Origin of the sequence: Achromobacter sp., from assembly GCF_032102605.1 — a bacterium.
In the GTDB taxonomy this organism is placed as follows: Bacteria; Pseudomonadota; Gammaproteobacteria; order Burkholderiales; family Burkholderiaceae_B; genus Achromobacter.
The window spans coordinates 730,695-744,366 of the sequence record NZ_DAMDGT010000001.1 but is presented as its reverse complement, the minus strand read 5'-3'; the positions used below and the strand labels follow the sequence as shown (position 1 = coordinate 744,366).

Sequence of the window (13,672 nt, the reverse complement as noted above, 5' to 3'; positions counted from 1 at the left end):
CCGGCCAGCGGGGTTGTCAGACGGCGGCGCGCTCGGGCGCAGTCCTCTGCGCCCGCTCAAGCCGGTTGCCGCCCAGGGACTTGGCACGATAAAGCGCCTGGTCTGCAAAGGCCAGCGCGTCCACGATGTTGGGCGCGTCGCCGTCGAAGCGCGCAAGACCGATGCTGACCGTGGCCGCAATGCCGATTCCGTCCATGCGGTTTGAAACGGTGATGGCGAAACGTTCCGCAATGGCCTTGCCCAGCGTGTGGGCGCCCAGGGCGTCATCGCCCCACAGCAGTGCGGCGAATTCCTCGCCGCCGATGCGCGCAAGAATGGCGTCGTGGCCCAGGACCTCGCGCGCGGTTTCGGCAAAGGACTTCAGCACCTTGTCGCCCGCCTGGTGGCCATAGCGGTCGTTGACGGACTTGAAGTGATCCAGGTCGAACGCCAGCACCGACACGGCGCCCCGCCCTTCCTTGCCATTCAGGACGCGCGCCCCTTGCTCGAAGAACCAGCGCCGGTTGCCCAGCCGCGTCAGGTAGTCCGTTTGCGACTCAAGCAAAAGCTGCCCGTGCGTTTCGTCGCGGATGAGCTTGAGCAGCGTCATCGGCAGCACCACCGAATACAGCACGCCTTCGTAAATGGTGAGCTTGCCCATCAGGGACTCGAGCTGCTGTCCTTGCACCGACACCATCCACGGCATGATGAAGGCCCGGAAGGCATAGAGCGCGGTATGCACGCCCGCCACCGCCACGACGATGTACCGCGCCTGCAGCCGCTTCATGGGTTCGCAGCGCAGCATTTCCCAGGCTGTCAGCCCGCTGATGATCGCGATGGGCACCGAACTGACGTAGGTCCACATCACATCCAGCCAGCGAGCGCCCCCGACGGCCCACACCAGCGCCATCGCGCCGATTATTCCGATCGATGCTCTGTAGTAGCGGCGGCCGCCCAGCGCGGCGACCCCGTTCAGAATCAGCGCGTAGCCGGAAAGAATGATCAGGTTGCTGATGGCGGAACCGGAGACGCCGGGCAGGTTGTGGCGGTACAGCGCGGCGGCGCAGCCGGTAGCCAGCGTGGCAAAGCCCGCGGTCAGGATCCGCAATTCCTTGCTGCGCTTGGGATTGGTCCGCTGCTCCCAGAAGGTCATCCCGGCGCTGGCCAGGAGGGTTCCGATGGCCAGGAAATAAAGAGTAAGTAGATCGACGTACATCTCGGGGAGAAGATTTCGCCGAAATATTGCGGCGGCTGCCGGATTTTACGGTGAAAACGCCGCCGCCCATGGACTTGCCGAGCATGCTGCTACCTGCCCGGGCAGAGAACCATGGCCCCCTATCCGGCCCTAAATTGCATCACTCGGCCGACAGGTTCAGTTTCTTGATCCAGTCGCCGAACCGCTTGATTTCCGATTGATAGAACTGGTCCAGTTCCGCGGGCGTGCGATAAGTCCCTTCAGCCGATTGCGCGTCCAGGCTTTTCTGGACCTCGGGGTTCGCAAGCGCCACTTTGTTCGCAGCGTTCAACTTCTGGACCACGGCATCCGGCGTGCCGGCTGGCGCGAACAGCGCGTACCACTGCGAGAACTCCAGGCCGGGATAGCCCGCTTCGGCCATGGTGGGCACGTCGGGCAACGCGCGGGTACGGGTCGGATGCGCGACGGCCAGGATCTTGATCCTGCCGGAAGCCTGCTGCGTCGTGGCCGACGCCGTGCCCACGAAAGCCAGGTCGACCTGGCCGCCCATGGCGTCCGTGACGGCCGGGCTGTCGCCCTTGTAAGGCACATGGACCATGTCCAGCCCCGTTGCCCCCTTGAAGGCCTCGCCGGTCAGGTGGCCGGTGCCCCCGATGCCGCTGCTGCCGAATGACAGTCGGTGCGTCTTGCCGTACTGCAGCAGCTCATCGACGCTGTTGATCCCCAGCCCTGCGTTCACCACCATCACGATCGGCACCGAGGCCACCATCGCCACCGGCGTGAAATCCTTGCCGGCGTCATACGGCTGCTTCTTGTACAGCGTGGGGTTGGTGCCGTGCGTGGCGCTATTGCCCATCAGGATGGTGTAGCCATCCGGATTGGACTTCACGACAGCGGCCGCGCCGATCATGCCGTTGGCGCCGCTCTTGTTGTCGACGACGACGTTGGCCTTGAGCTGCTCGCCCATGTAGCGCGCCATCAGGCGCGTCAGGAAATCGTTGGCGCCGCCGGCCGCGTACGGCGAGATGAACTGGACCGGGCGGTCGTTGGGGTATTCGGCCATGGCCGGCAACGCCAGGCCGGCGGCCAGGATACCCGCTGCGGCGCGGCAAGCCAGCCGCTTTGTGATGGGACCAAGTTTCAGCATTGGTGTGTCTCCTCGGACGGTGCGGACGTTATTGGTATGGGAAGGCAAGTCGCCTCCGGTTCACGCTGTCCGCAGTCTAAGCGGCGCTGGCAAGGGGTCGCGCCGCCCTCCTCGCCCGGCGCGCAGATTCAAGTCCACGCTGTGGAATATCCGCCGGATGCGCGCCTTTGCCGGGCGCGACCGCACCGGCGTGCAGCCCGCCCCGTCCGCATGATGGAAGCCGCCGACTTCCTGAGCGATCAGGCCAGGGCCACCGTCGGCATGGCGTAAGGCACCCGGTCCCGGTCCACATGGTTGCGCAACTCTGCCTCGATGGACCTGACCGTATCGTCCAGGCAGCGCACCACCATCTCGAGACGGTCGGCGCCCAGGCGCGAGGCCAGCGTCGACACGCTGACGCCCGCGGCGGGCGCGCCATCCGGCGACCGGATCACCATGCCCACCGAATGCACCGGCGGCTCGTCCATCACCTTGTTGGTGGCGTACCCGCGGCGGCGCGTGCTGTCGATGCTGGCGCGCAGCGCGGCCTCGGTGAAACGGGGGCTCTTGCGCCGCGTGCGCTCTACATTGATGCGGCAGATGCGGTCGATCTCGTCGTCGGGCAGCGCGCTCATCAGGGCCAGGCCGCTGGCGCCCACGTTCAGCGGGCGATGACGGCCGACGTCGTGCACGAACATCTTGATGGGAAACGACCCGTCCGCGCGCGCGACGCAGATGCCGTCGAACCCGGAACGCACGGTCAGGAACACGGTGTCGCCCGTGTGTTCCGCGATGGCCTCCAGATAAGGCAGGCAGATATCGCGCATGGCCACCTTGGGCGCCGCGGCCAGGCCCAGCTCGTAAGCCAGCCCGCCGAGGTAATAGCGCTTGGTCTGCGCTTCCTGGCGGATCAGCTTTTCGGCCACCATGCCCTGCAGCAGGCGATGCACGGTGGGGCGTTCCAGGCCGGTGCGCCGATACAGGTCGACGAGCCGGCTGCCGCTGCGGTTGTTGACGGCAATGATCCGCAGCAAGGCGATGGCGCGCTGCAGGGATTGCGTGCCCGGGGCGCCGTTGTCGGCGGGCGAACTCGGCTGCTTCATGGTTGTCTCCTCGGCGGTTGACCGCCAGCGGGCGTCCTGCCTGTCGATAGTCTGCAATGCGGACGCCTCTGCAATGGGATTGTGCCCGTATTCGCCAGCAGGCTGAACCCGGAGTTCACAATGCGGACCTGTTTCGGCCCGTCCCCGTCTGGCCGGAGCCGGCGCGCGGTCAAAAGGACCGCACCATACAAGCCTTCTCATCCCGCTATTGGAAGGCCCATGTCGCAAGAGCCGGAACTGATCGCCCGCCAGGATGGCGGCGTGCTGTGGCTGACGCTGAATCGTCCCGCGCGGCGCAACGCCCTGAGCCCCACGCTGTACGAAGCCCTGCTTGCCGCGCTGGATGCGGCGGCGGGCGACGCGTCCGTCGGCGCGGTGGTGCTGACCGGCGCCGGCTCCGCCTTCTGCGCCGGCGGCGACGTGGCCCGCATGAACCAGCAGGCCGACGTGCCCGCGCCGTCGCCCGCCGAACGCATTGCCGCCATGCGGACGCGCACCCGCATCGTCGAGCTTCTGCACGGCATGCCGCAGCCGACGATCGCGATGATCCGCGGCGCGGCCGTGGGCGCCGGCCTGTCGCTGGCGCTGGCGTGCGACCTGCGCTACGCAGATCCTTCCGCCCGGCTGCGCACGGGCTTTGCCGGCGTCGGCGTGCCCGGCGACTTCGGCGGCCATTACTTCCTGCCGCGCATCGTGGGCCCGGCCAAGGCGCGCGAACTCTACTTGCGTTCCCCGATGCTGTCCGCGGCGCAAGCGGCCGGTATCGGCCTGCTGAACGACCTCTTCGAGCCCGATCAGCTCGAGGCCGAGGTCGGCGCCATCGCCCGCGCCCTGGCCGCCGGACCGCAACCCGCGCTGGCCCACATCAAAGCCAACCTGGCCGACGGCCTGCGACTGGAACTGCCTGACCTGCTGGACCGCGAATGCGCCCGCCACGTCGAGTGCGTCGACAGCCCCGATCACAAGGAGGCCGTGCGCGCCTTCATGGAAAAGCGCCCTCCCGTATTCGAACGCACCCGCCCGGCCGCCGGCCGCGGCGCGGACTGACCTACCTGCTTACCAAAGGAGTCCCCATGTCCTTACTCTGCAAAGACCGCGTCGTCATCGTGACCGGCGCCGGCCGCGGCATCGGCCGCGAATATGCGCTGCAACTGGCCCGCGAAGGCGCGCGCGTCGTCGTCAACGACCTGAGCGTGTCGCGCTCGGGCGAAGACACCGCCGAAAGCACCGCCGAAGCCGTGGCGCGCGAGATCGTCGAGAACGGCGGCCAGGCCGTCGCCAACCATGACAACGTGGCCGACTTCGCCGGGGCCAAGCGCATGATCGACACGGCGCTCGAGCACTTCGGCGCCTTGCACGGACTGGTCAACAACGCCGGCATCCTGCGCGACCGCACCTTGTGCAACATGTCCGAAGAAGAATGGGACGCCGTCGTCAACGTGCACATGAAGGGCACGTTCGCGCCCAGCCGTCACGCCGCCGCCTACTGGCGCGACCTCTACAAGCAGACCGGCGAGCCGGTCAATGCCCGCATCATCAACACGTCGTCCTCGTCCGGCCTGTACGGCAACATCGGCCAGCTGAACTACGGCGCGGCCAAGGCCGGCATCGCGGCGATGACCATCATTTCGGCGCGCGAGCTCAAGCGCTACGGCGTCACGGTCAACGCGATCAACCCGCACGCGCAGACCCGCATGACCGAAGGCATCCGCGAGCGCAGCGTTGAAGAGATCGAAGCCCGGCACCCGCGCTGGATCGCCCCCGCGATCGTATGGCTGGCCAGCGCAGACAGCCATGACGTCACCGGCCGCATCTTTGAACTGGGCGGCGGCCACCTCGCGGCGATGGAGGGGTGGCGCCGCGGCCCGGCGGCCGACCCGATCGACGACGCCTCGCGCATCGGGCCGGTCATGCGTGACCTGGCAGAGCGCGCGCGCCGCAATGTCGACATGAAAGGCCATGACCTCGACTGACCCGGGAGCGCGCTGTGATCGATAAACGTGTAAGCACCCTGGCCGATGCGGTGGCGGGCATCCAGGACGGCGCCGTCATCCTGGTGGGCGGCTTCGGATCGTCCGGCCGCCCCGCGGACCTGATGGAGGCCTTGCTGGACCTGGGCGTCAGGGACCTGACCATCGTGGCCAACAACGCCACCGTGGGCGACGACATCGTCAGCGAACTGATGAGCGCCGGCCGCATCCGCAAGGTCGTGTGTTCTTTCCCTCGCGGCCTGAAGGGCCGCACCATCTTCGACGAGCTGTACGCCGCGGGCAGGATCGAACTGGACCTGGTGCCGCAGGGCACGCTGGCCGAACGCATCCGCGCCGGCGCCGCGGGCATCGGCGGCTTCTACACGCGCACGGCCGCCGGCACCCGGCTGGCCGAGGGCAAGGAGACACGCGTCATCGACGGGCAGACCTACGTGCTGGAGCATCCCATCAAGGGCGACGTCGCCTTGCTCAAGGGCCTGCGCGGCGACCGCTGGGGCAACCTGGTCTATCACCGCGGCGCGCGCATCAACAACCCGGTCATGGCGGGCGCAGCCAGACTGGTCATCGCGCAGGTGCGCGAAATCGTGCCGCTGGGCGCGCTGGACCCCGAACACATCGTCACGCCCGGCGTTTTCGTCGACCGTTTAGTGGAGCAACGCAATGAACGCAAGGCTTAGCCGGCAGGAGATCGCCCGCATCGCGGCCCACGACATCCCGGACGGCGCGTGCGTCAACCTGGGCATCGGCCTGCCCACCCTGATCGCCGATTACGTCCCGGCCGGTCGCGAACTGATGCTGCACAGCGAACAAGGGCTGCTGGGCCTGGGCCCTGCTCCGGCGCCCGGCCAGGAAGACTACGACGTCATCAATGCCGGCAAGTTTCCCGTGACGCTGCTGGCCGGGGCCTCGGTATTCAGCCACAGCGATTCGTTCCTGATGATCCGCGGCGGCCACATCCACATCGCCTGCCTGGGCGCCTTCCAGGTGGCCGCCAATGGCGACCTGGCCAACTGGACCGTGGACGCGCCCGGCCAGATCCCAGGCGTGGGCGGAGCCATGGACCTGGCCGCGGGCGCGGAAAACGTGTGGGTGCTGATGGAGCACTGCACCAAGGAAGGCGAGCCTCGCATCCTGCACCACTGCACCTATCCGCTGACCGCGCCGGCCTGCGTGGACCGCATCTACACCGACCTGGCGGTGATCGACGTCACCGAGGCCGGACTCGTCGTGCGGCGCCTGGCCGACGGCTGGACGCTGCAGGCCCTACAAGCCGTCACCGGCGCCCCGCTCACCCTGGCGCCCGATTGGTCAGCGTACGGCGATCCCATTCCCCAAGGAGAATAAGTTGCAAACCGCAGTTACCCGAATGCTCGGCATCGAGCACCCCATCGTCCAGGGAGGCATGCAGTGGGTTGCGCGCGCCGAACTGGTCGCGGCCGTGTCCAACGCCGGCGCGCTGGGCATCCTGACCGCGCTGACGCAGCCCAGCCCCGAAGACCTGCGACGCGAAATCGCCCGCGTGCGGGACATGACCGACCGTCCGTTCGGCGTGAACCTGACGTTCCTGCCCACGCTCAAGCCCGTGCCCTACGCCGAATACCGCGACGCGGTCATCGAATCCGGCGTCAAGATCGTGGAGACGGCGGGCAACAACCCGCACGAACACATGCCGGCGCTGAAGGCGGCGGGCGTGCGCGTGATCCACAAATGCACCACGCCGCGCCACGCGCGCAAGGCGCAGGACATCGGGGTGGACATCGTGTCCATCGACGGCTTCGAATGCGCCGGCCACGTCGGCGAAAACGACATCCCGGGCCTGATCCTGATTCCGGCCACGGTGGCGCAGGTGACGATCCCCGTGATCGCATCGGGCGGCTTTGGCGACGCCCGTGGCCTGGTGGCCGCGCTGGCGCTGGGCGCCGAGGGCATCAACATGGGCACGCGCTTCATGTGCACCCAGGAGTCCCCCGTGCACGCCACCATCAAAGAGGCCATCACGCAGTCCAGCGAAACCGACACGCGCCTGATCCTGCGCAGCCTGCGCAACACCAGCCGCGTGTGGCGCAACGCGCTGTCCGGACAGGTGGTGGAGCTTGAGCAGGCCGGCGCGGGCATCGATCGCATCGGCCCGCTGGTTGCCGGCGCCAAGGGCCGCGGCGTCTACGAAAGCGGCGACGTCGAGGGCGGCATCTGGACCGTGGGCATGATCCAGGGGCTGATCGACGACATCCCCACCTGCGGCGACCTGGTGCGCCGCATCGTCGACCAGGCGCACGCGCTGGTCTCGCAACGCCTGGCGTCGCTCGTCTGAACCGGAAAGCGCCGCACGGCGCGCCCTTCTTGCAAGGAAGACCATGCTGATACTAGATACTCCCCGCGATCTTGAAGCCCACGTCGGCAAAGTGCTGGGCACCACCGAATGGGTGGAAGTCACCCAGGACATGATCGACGACTTCGCCCGCATCTCGGGCGACCGCAACTGGATCCACATCGACGTCGACCGCGCCCGGCGCGAGCTACCCGACGGCAAGACCATCGCCCACGGCATGCTGACGTTTTCGCTGATGACGGGCATGGGCGGCGACATCGTGCAGGTGCGCTCGCGCGGCCGGGGCATCAATTACGGATCGAACAAGGTCCGCTTCACCGCGCCGGTCCAGGTCGGATCGCGAATCCGGCTGGAGCGCACGCTGCTGGCGTTCGAACGCGTCGAGGACGCGGTGCGCCTGACGTACGGCAACACCATGTACCGCGAAGGCAGCGAACGCCCGGTCATGGTCGCCGAGACCCTGAACCTGATGTACGCCAAGGGGAAATGATGCAGGCCGACCATCCGCCCGGCGCCGAGGCGCCGTACGCCCGTTACGTCCGGCACTTGCGCGCCGGAGAGCTGGCCTACCAGTTCAGCCCGGCGGCCGGACGCGCCGTCTTCTTTCCGCGCGTGCGCTGTCCCCATACGGGCCGGGATTGCCTTGAATGGCGCATCAGTCAGGGTGTGGGCGCCGTCTACAGCACGTCCGTCGTCTACCCGCGCAACGGCGCGCCCTACAACGTGGCGCTGATCGACCTGGACGAGGGCTTTCGCATGATGAGCCGCGTCGACGCCGCCGACCCCTTGCACGTCGCCATCGGCCAGCGCGTGCGCTTTCACGCCGTGCACGAAGAAGGCCTGGACGATCCCATTCCCGTATTCACGCTAGTGGAGCCCGCGCAATGAGCACCGATTTTCGACCCGGCCGCGCCGTCATCGTGGGCGCCGCGGAATCCGACCTGGGCGCCGTGGGCGACGCGTTTTCCGCCATGGACCTGATGGCCCAGGGCGTCTACCGCGCGCTGGATGACTGCGGCCTTTCCGTGCGCGACGTGGATGGGCTGTTCTGCGCCACGACGCAGAGCCGGCTTGCAGGCCTGGCGCTGGCCGAATACCTGAACTTGCCCGAAGCGCACATCGACTCCACCTCGACCGGAGGCTCGTCGTTCATGGGGCATCTGGCGCGGGCCGAAGCGGCCATCGCGGCGGGCCTGTGCGAAGTCGCCGTGGTGGCCTACGGCAGCACACAGCGCTCGCTGGGCCGCAAGAACACCAGCCGGCCGGAATGGAATCCCTACGAATCGCCTTTCAAGCCGTTCCTGCCCACGACCGCCTACGCCATGGCCGCCGCCCGCCACATGCACGAGTTCGGCACCACGCGCGAGCATCTGGCCGAGGTCGCCGTGGCGGCCCGCCAATGGGCGCTGCTCAACCCGGCCGCCTGGGAGAAGGAGCCGCTGACCGTCCAGGACGTGCTGTCGTCGCGCATGGTCAGCCATCCCTTGACCATCCGGGACTGCTGCCTGGTGTCCGACGGAGGCGGCGCGGTGATCCTGACAACGCCGGCGCGGGCCAAGGCGCTGCGCAAGCCGCCGGTCTACCTGCTGGGTTCCGGGCACTGCACCACGCACCAGACCATCTCCAACATGCCGGACCTGGTCAATACCGGCGCGCGGGTGTCCGGGTCCCTCGCCTATGCGCAAGCCGGGCTGATCTCCTCGGACATCGACGTGGTCGGCCTGTACGACGCCTTCACGATCAACACGATCCTGTTCCTGGAAGACCTGGGTTTCTGCGCCAAGGGCGAAGGCGGCGCGTTCGTGGGCAACGGTCGGATCGGGCCGAAGGGATCGCTGCCCGTCAATACCAACGGCGGCGGGTTGTCGTACTGCCATCCCGGCATGTACGGGATCTTTCTGCTGATCGAGGCCATCCGCCAGCTGCGCGGCGAGTGCGGGGCGCGCCAGGTCGCCGGCGCCGAAGTCGCGCTGGCGCACGGCAACGGCGGCGTGCTGTCGTCGCAGTACACGGTCATCCTGGGCGGCCCTTCCACCCTGTAGCGGCCGCGCCTGTCCACGCCTCGCACAGGGCGCGGCGTTCACCCGCCGCGCCGGGCCTTCTCGATCGTCGCGATGTCGATCTTCTTCATCGTCATCATGGCTTCGAACGCGCGCTTGGCCGCGGCCTGATCCAGGTCGGTGACCGCCGCCATCAGCGCGCGGGGCGTGATCTGCCACATCACTCCCCATTTGTCCCGACACCAGCTGCATTCGCGTTCTTCGCCGCCATTGCCGACGATCGCGTCCCACAGCCGGTCGGTTTCGGCCTGGTCTTCGGTCAGGACCTGGAACGAAAAGGCCTCGTTGTGCTGGATGCCCGGGCCGCCGTTCAGGCCCAGGCACGGAATGCCCATCACGGTGAACTCGACCATCAGCACGTCGCCCTGCTTGCCGGCCGGATAGTCGCCCGGCGCGCGATGCACCGCGCCCACCGCGCTGTCCGGGAACGTCTTGGCATAGAACGTGGCGGCGTCCAGCGCGGCGCCGTCGTACCACAGGCAAATCGTGTTCTTGCTGGCCATCGGATGTCTCCTTGATAGGAAAGTGATGCGCTCAAACCCTGCTGCAATGTGCGACGTTCAAGCATAGTCCAGGGCAGACCATGCGGAAAAGCCATCACGGGGCGCTGCCGGGCGCCGCGACGGCGGGTTGCCGGCGTCAGACTGCGATGCTGCCATCGATGCATGTGACGGATTGCCCGCCCACGCGGATCACGCCCGAGTCGTCGAACGAAATGCTGAGTCTGCCGGACCGGCCGACGGCCGCGCCCTGGGTGCTGAGGTACTTGGTTCCGAACTGCGCCACCTGCCCCGCCTCGCGGATGAACGCCGCAACCGAGCCGTTCCCGCTGCCGCACACCGGATCTTCGTTGGCGCCCAGGCTTGGCGCGAAGGCGCGGACCTCGATGGCGGCTTCCGCGCCCTCTCCGTACGCGCCATACACGACGATCCCGGCAGCCTTGTTGCCCCGGTCGAAATCGGCCATCAGCGCGAAATCGGGCCGCAGCGTCAGCACCGCCTGCGCGCTGGGCATCTGGGCGATCGTCCACACCGGGCCGACGTTGACGAGCTTGGGCGCGGGATCATGCAGCACCGCCGAGCCAAGAATGGACTCCATCACATCCACCTGCTCGGCGCTCAGCGCCGTCAGGCTGGCGTCCGGCAGCGTGAACGCGATCAACGGCGTGCCCACGCCCGTGTCGGTCACCGCCAGTTCGATCAGGCCCGCCTCGCATTCCTGCACGAGCTTGCCATTGCGGGCCGCGATGATGCCGGCCTCGAGCAGCGCGTGCGCGGTGCCCAGCGTGGGGTGCCCGGCGAAAGGCAGCTCCGCCTGCGGCGTGAATATGCGCACCCGATAATCGGCGCCCGTCTGCGTGGCCGGCAATACGAACGTGGTTTCCGACAGGTTCGTCCAGTTGGCGATACGCCGCATCTGCTCGTCCGACAGTCCTTGCCCATCGAGCACGACGGCAACGGGGTTGCCGCGATAGGGTTCGCTGGTGAATACGTCCACTTGCTTGAACGGCACGCTCATGATCCTGTCCCTTGCAGTAGCGCCTTGCGGGCGGCATCCTGCCCGCACGGCAATCGGTGTTGCAGTGATATTACGAGCCGATCCGCCTCGGGTACAGTGACAATTCTTGCGGGCTTTGTCATTACAGTTCAGGGCGCCCCCCCTCCACACCAAGGGATACTTCATGACGCGCAGCAACGAATCCGCCCCATCGCACACCCGCCAGCCGGCCATCGATCCGGCCAAAGCCGCCCTGTTGGTCATGCACTACCAGACCGACATCACGAAGCTGTTTTCCGATGTGGCGCCAACGCTGCTCGCCAACACACGCCAGCTCTGTGACGCGGCGCGTCAAAAAGGCGTGCAGGTGTACTTCGCGCAGATCCGCTTCAGTCCGGGGTACCCCGAGGTCAGCCCGTTGAACAAGAACGGCCAGGGCATCAAGGAACTGGGGTTGTTCACCACCGATGACATCGCGCCTGAGCTGCACCGGCAGCCGGACGAACCGCTCATCGTCGCGCATCGCGCCAGTGTGTTCTTCGGCACCGACCTGGAACTTCGGCTTTCGGCCCGCGGCATCGATACGCTGATCCTGGCCGGCATCGCGTCCACCGGCGTGGTCCTGTCGTCAGTGGCGTATGCCAGCGACGCGGATTACCGGCTGTACACGGTCAAGGACTGCTGCTACGACCCCGACCAGGTCGTGCACGAACATCTGTTTTCCACCGCCTTCGCGTCGCGCACGACCGTGCTTGCACTGGATGAAGCACTGTCGCTGCTTGCATGAGGGCAACGGCAGCCTGACAGGGCCCGGCGCCGAGCGCCGGGCCTGCCCTCATTCAATATCCGGATGGCGGTCCGCCAAGCGTTGGCGTCGCACCCGCAGCGCCTCCAGCTTTTCTTCCAGCGCAGCGATCTCGGCATCGACGTCCTGCACGCTTTGTTCGATGTGCTCGTAGGCCTGTTGCAGCAGCACCTTGGCCTCGCGCCGGCTGGAGGCCGTGGGCGTTTCGCCGCGCAGCGGCCGGTTGGCAGTCTCGGGCAGGAACATCGACGTGACAAGGCCGATGACCGACGCCCCCATCAGGTAGTACGCCGGCATCATCAGGTTTTCGGTTTCTTCCACCAGCCACGCGGCCACTGTCGGCGTAAGCCCCGCGAAGATGATGGCCACGTTGAACGAGCTGGCCAGCGCGCTGTAGCGGATGCGCGTGGGAAACAGCGCGGGCAGCGTGGACGCCATGATGCCGATCAGGCAGTTCAGGAAAATGGCGATCAGCAGCAGCCCCAGGAAGATCAGCGCCGTGTTGTCGCTGGCGATGAGGAAGAACGCGGGGATGGCCGACACCAGCAGACCCAGGCTGCCCACCAGCAGGAACGGCTTGCGACCGATCTTGTCGCTGAAAAAACCCACCACCGGCTGCACGAACAACATGCCCACCATCACGACCACGATGATGAGTACGCCGTGGCCCTCGGTGTAACCCAGGCTGCCCGACAGATAGGTGGGCATGTACGTCAACAGCATGTAGTAGGTGATGTTGGTCACCAGCACCACGCCAATGCTGACGAGCAGCGCGCGGCGGTATTTGGAAAAGATTTCGCGTATGGAGACGGTCGGCTTTTCCTGCAGGGCGTCGCGGTCTTCCTTTTCCATCCGTTCAAGCTGTTGCGTGAACGCCGGCGTTTCCTCGGCCGCATGGCGCAGGTACAGGCCCAGCAGGCCCAGCGGCCCGGCCACGAAGAACGGAATGCGCCAGCCCCAGTCCAGGAAGGTCTGGTCGCCCAACATCGTCTGCAGCAGCACGACCATGCCCGCGCCCACCACGAAGCCCGCGATGGACCCGAAATCCAGCCAGCTGCCCAGGAAGCCGCGCTGCCGGTCGGGCGCGTATTCGGCCACGAAGACCGCGGCGCCGGTGTATTCGCCACCCACGGAAAAGCCCTGCGCCAGCTTGCACGCCAGCAGCAGAATCGGCGCCCACAGGCCGATCGTGGCATAGGAAGGGATCAGCCCGATGCAGAACGTGCTGATGGCCATGATGATGATGGTGAGCGACAGGACCTTTTGCCGCCCGAAACGGTCGCCCATCACGCCAAAGAAGATGCCGCCCAGCGGCCTTACCAGGAACGGCACGGAAAACGTGCCCAATGCGGCGATGGTCTGCACGGCGGGCGAGGCGTCGGGGAAGAACACCTTGCCCAGCGCAAACGCGACAAAGCCATAGACCCCGAAATCGAACCATTCCATCGCGTTGCCAAGCGCGGCGGCCGTGACGGCTTTTTTCAGCTTGGTGTTGTCGATGACGGTGATGTCGCCGATCTCCAGCGGCCGGATCTCCTGCGACGATGTGGTGGTTTCTGCCATGTTCGCTGTCCTCTGAAACTAGAC

15 protein-coding genes are annotated in these 13,672 nt (G+C 66.9%); 9 read left to right on the top strand and 6 right to left on the bottom strand.

What is annotated here, in order from left to right:
- Window positions 1-16: 16 nt before the first annotated feature.
- The 3 genes from RT614_RS03475 to RT614_RS03465 all read right to left on the bottom strand — a co-directional run bounded on the left by RT614_RS03475 (window position 17) and on the right by RT614_RS03465 (window position 3,403).
- Window positions 17-1,195, bottom strand: a complete 1,179-nt coding sequence (locus RT614_RS03475; RefSeq protein ID WP_313620293.1) for a GGDEF domain-containing protein — start codon at window positions 1,193-1,195, stop codon at window positions 17-19.
- A 139-nt stretch (window positions 1,196-1,334) separates the two neighbouring features.
- Window positions 1,335-2,321: a tripartite tricarboxylate transporter substrate binding protein gene (locus RT614_RS03470; RefSeq protein WP_313620292.1), complete on the bottom strand. Its 987-nt coding sequence runs from the start codon at window positions 2,319-2,321 to the stop codon at window positions 1,335-1,337.
- A gap of 239 nt (window positions 2,322-2,560) precedes the next feature.
- Window positions 2,561-3,403, bottom strand: a complete 843-nt coding sequence (locus RT614_RS03465) for an IclR family transcriptional regulator (protein WP_313620291.1) — start codon at window positions 3,401-3,403, stop codon at window positions 2,561-2,563.
- A gap of 219 nt (window positions 3,404-3,622) precedes the next feature.
- On the opposite strand from RT614_RS03465, the gene RT614_RS03460 reads away from it, so the two are divergent.
- From RT614_RS03460 to RT614_RS03425, 8 genes are read left to right on the top strand one after another with little or no spacing between them, the layout of a single operon-like run.
- Entirely contained in the window at window positions 3,623-4,450 is an 828-nt protein-coding gene (locus RT614_RS03460; protein ID WP_313620289.1) for an enoyl-CoA hydratase, read from the top strand.
- Window positions 4,451-4,476: 26 nt separating this feature from the next.
- Window positions 4,477-5,376: an SDR family oxidoreductase gene (locus tag RT614_RS03455; RefSeq protein ID WP_313620288.1), complete on the top strand. Its 900-nt coding sequence runs from the start codon at window positions 4,477-4,479 to the stop codon at window positions 5,374-5,376.
- A 14-nt stretch (window positions 5,377-5,390) separates the two neighbouring features.
- Window positions 5,391-6,071 (top strand): 3-oxoacid CoA-transferase subunit A, encoded by a 681-nt coding sequence (locus RT614_RS03450; protein WP_313620286.1) that lies wholly within the window; start codon window positions 5,391-5,393, stop codon window positions 6,069-6,071.
- Window positions 6,055-6,738 carry a 3-oxoacid CoA-transferase subunit B gene (locus RT614_RS03445; protein WP_313620285.1) on the top strand — a complete coding sequence of 228 codons (684 nt, stop codon included), beginning with the start codon at window positions 6,055-6,057 and terminating at the stop codon, window positions 6,736-6,738. The genes RT614_RS03450 and RT614_RS03445 overlap by 17 nt, the downstream gene beginning before the upstream one ends.
- Window position 6,739: 1 nt before the next feature.
- Window positions 6,740-7,705 (top strand): nitronate monooxygenase family protein, encoded by a 966-nt coding sequence (locus RT614_RS03440; RefSeq protein WP_313620284.1) that lies wholly within the window; start codon window positions 6,740-6,742, stop codon window positions 7,703-7,705.
- Between the two features lie 43 nt (window positions 7,706-7,748).
- Window positions 7,749-8,213: a MaoC family dehydratase gene (locus tag RT614_RS03435; protein WP_313620282.1), complete on the top strand. Its 465-nt coding sequence runs from the start codon at window positions 7,749-7,751 to the stop codon at window positions 8,211-8,213.
- Window positions 8,210-8,611 carry an OB-fold domain-containing protein gene (locus tag RT614_RS03430; RefSeq protein WP_313620280.1) on the top strand — a complete coding sequence of 134 codons (402 nt, stop codon included), beginning with the start codon at window positions 8,210-8,212 and terminating at the stop codon, window positions 8,609-8,611. The genes RT614_RS03435 and RT614_RS03430 overlap by 4 nt, the downstream gene beginning before the upstream one ends.
- A complete protein-coding gene (locus RT614_RS03425; RefSeq protein ID WP_313620279.1) occupies window positions 8,608-9,765 on the top strand; it encodes a thiolase in 1,158 nt (385 codons plus the stop codon). Before RT614_RS03430 ends, RT614_RS03425 begins: the two co-directional genes overlap by 4 nt.
- 38 nt (window positions 9,766-9,803) lie before the next feature.
- On the opposite strand, the gene RT614_RS03420 is transcribed toward RT614_RS03425, so the two are convergent.
- A complete protein-coding gene (locus RT614_RS03420; RefSeq protein ID WP_313620277.1) occupies window positions 9,804-10,286 on the bottom strand; it encodes a VOC family protein in 483 nt (160 codons plus the stop codon).
- Between the two features lie 136 nt (window positions 10,287-10,422).
- Complete coding sequence (locus tag RT614_RS03415) at window positions 10,423-11,301, bottom strand: PhzF family phenazine biosynthesis protein (RefSeq protein WP_313620276.1); 879 nt, start codon at window positions 11,299-11,301, stop codon at window positions 10,423-10,425.
- A 163-nt stretch (window positions 11,302-11,464) separates the two neighbouring features.
- Here RT614_RS03415 and RT614_RS03410 point away from each other — a divergent pair, with 163 nt between their 5' ends.
- Window positions 11,465-12,067 carry an isochorismatase family cysteine hydrolase gene (locus tag RT614_RS03410; RefSeq protein WP_313620275.1) on the top strand — a complete coding sequence of 201 codons (603 nt, stop codon included), beginning with the start codon at window positions 11,465-11,467 and terminating at the stop codon, window positions 12,065-12,067.
- Window positions 12,068-12,115: 48 nt separating this feature from the next.
- Here RT614_RS03410 and proP read toward each other — a convergent pair whose 3' ends face one another.
- Window positions 12,116-13,648: a glycine betaine/L-proline transporter ProP gene (gene proP / locus RT614_RS03405; protein ID WP_313620274.1), complete on the bottom strand. Its 1,533-nt coding sequence runs from the start codon at window positions 13,646-13,648 to the stop codon at window positions 12,116-12,118.
- Window positions 13,649-13,672 lie beyond the last annotated feature (24 nt).

What these genes read in the sequence shown, in the direction of transcription:
- RT614_RS03475 (WP_313620293.1), bottom strand. Translation starts at nt 1,195, where the DNA reads ATGTACGTCGATCTACTTACTCTTTATTTCCTGGCCATCGGAACCCTC.
- RT614_RS03470 (WP_313620292.1), bottom strand. Translation starts at nt 2,321, where the DNA reads ATGCTGAAACTTGGTCCCATCACAAAGCGGCTGGCTTGCCGCGCCGCA.
- RT614_RS03465 (WP_313620291.1), bottom strand. Translation starts at nt 3,403, where the DNA reads ATGAAGCAGCCGAGTTCGCCCGCCGACAACGGCGCCCCGGGCACGCAA.
- RT614_RS03460 (WP_313620289.1), top strand. Translation starts at nt 3,623, where the DNA reads ATGTCGCAAGAGCCGGAACTGATCGCCCGCCAGGATGGCGGCGTGCTG.
- RT614_RS03455 (WP_313620288.1), top strand. Translation starts at nt 4,477, where the DNA reads ATGTCCTTACTCTGCAAAGACCGCGTCGTCATCGTGACCGGCGCCGGC.
- RT614_RS03445 (WP_313620285.1), top strand. Translation starts at nt 6,055, where the DNA reads ATGAACGCAAGGCTTAGCCGGCAGGAGATCGCCCGCATCGCGGCCCAC.
- RT614_RS03435 (WP_313620282.1), top strand. Translation starts at nt 7,749, where the DNA reads ATGCTGATACTAGATACTCCCCGCGATCTTGAAGCCCACGTCGGCAAA.
- RT614_RS03430 (WP_313620280.1), top strand. Translation starts at nt 8,210, where the DNA reads ATGATGCAGGCCGACCATCCGCCCGGCGCCGAGGCGCCGTACGCCCGT.
- RT614_RS03425 (WP_313620279.1), top strand. Translation starts at nt 8,608, where the DNA reads ATGAGCACCGATTTTCGACCCGGCCGCGCCGTCATCGTGGGCGCCGCG.
- RT614_RS03420 (WP_313620277.1), bottom strand. Translation starts at nt 10,286, where the DNA reads ATGGCCAGCAAGAACACGATTTGCCTGTGGTACGACGGCGCCGCGCTG.
- RT614_RS03415 (WP_313620276.1), bottom strand. Translation starts at nt 11,301, where the DNA reads ATGAGCGTGCCGTTCAAGCAAGTGGACGTATTCACCAGCGAACCCTAT.
- RT614_RS03410 (WP_313620275.1), top strand. Translation starts at nt 11,465, where the DNA reads ATGACGCGCAGCAACGAATCCGCCCCATCGCACACCCGCCAGCCGGCC.
- proP (WP_313620274.1), bottom strand. Translation starts at nt 13,648, where the DNA reads ATGGCAGAAACCACCACATCGTCGCAGGAGATCCGGCCGCTGGAGATC.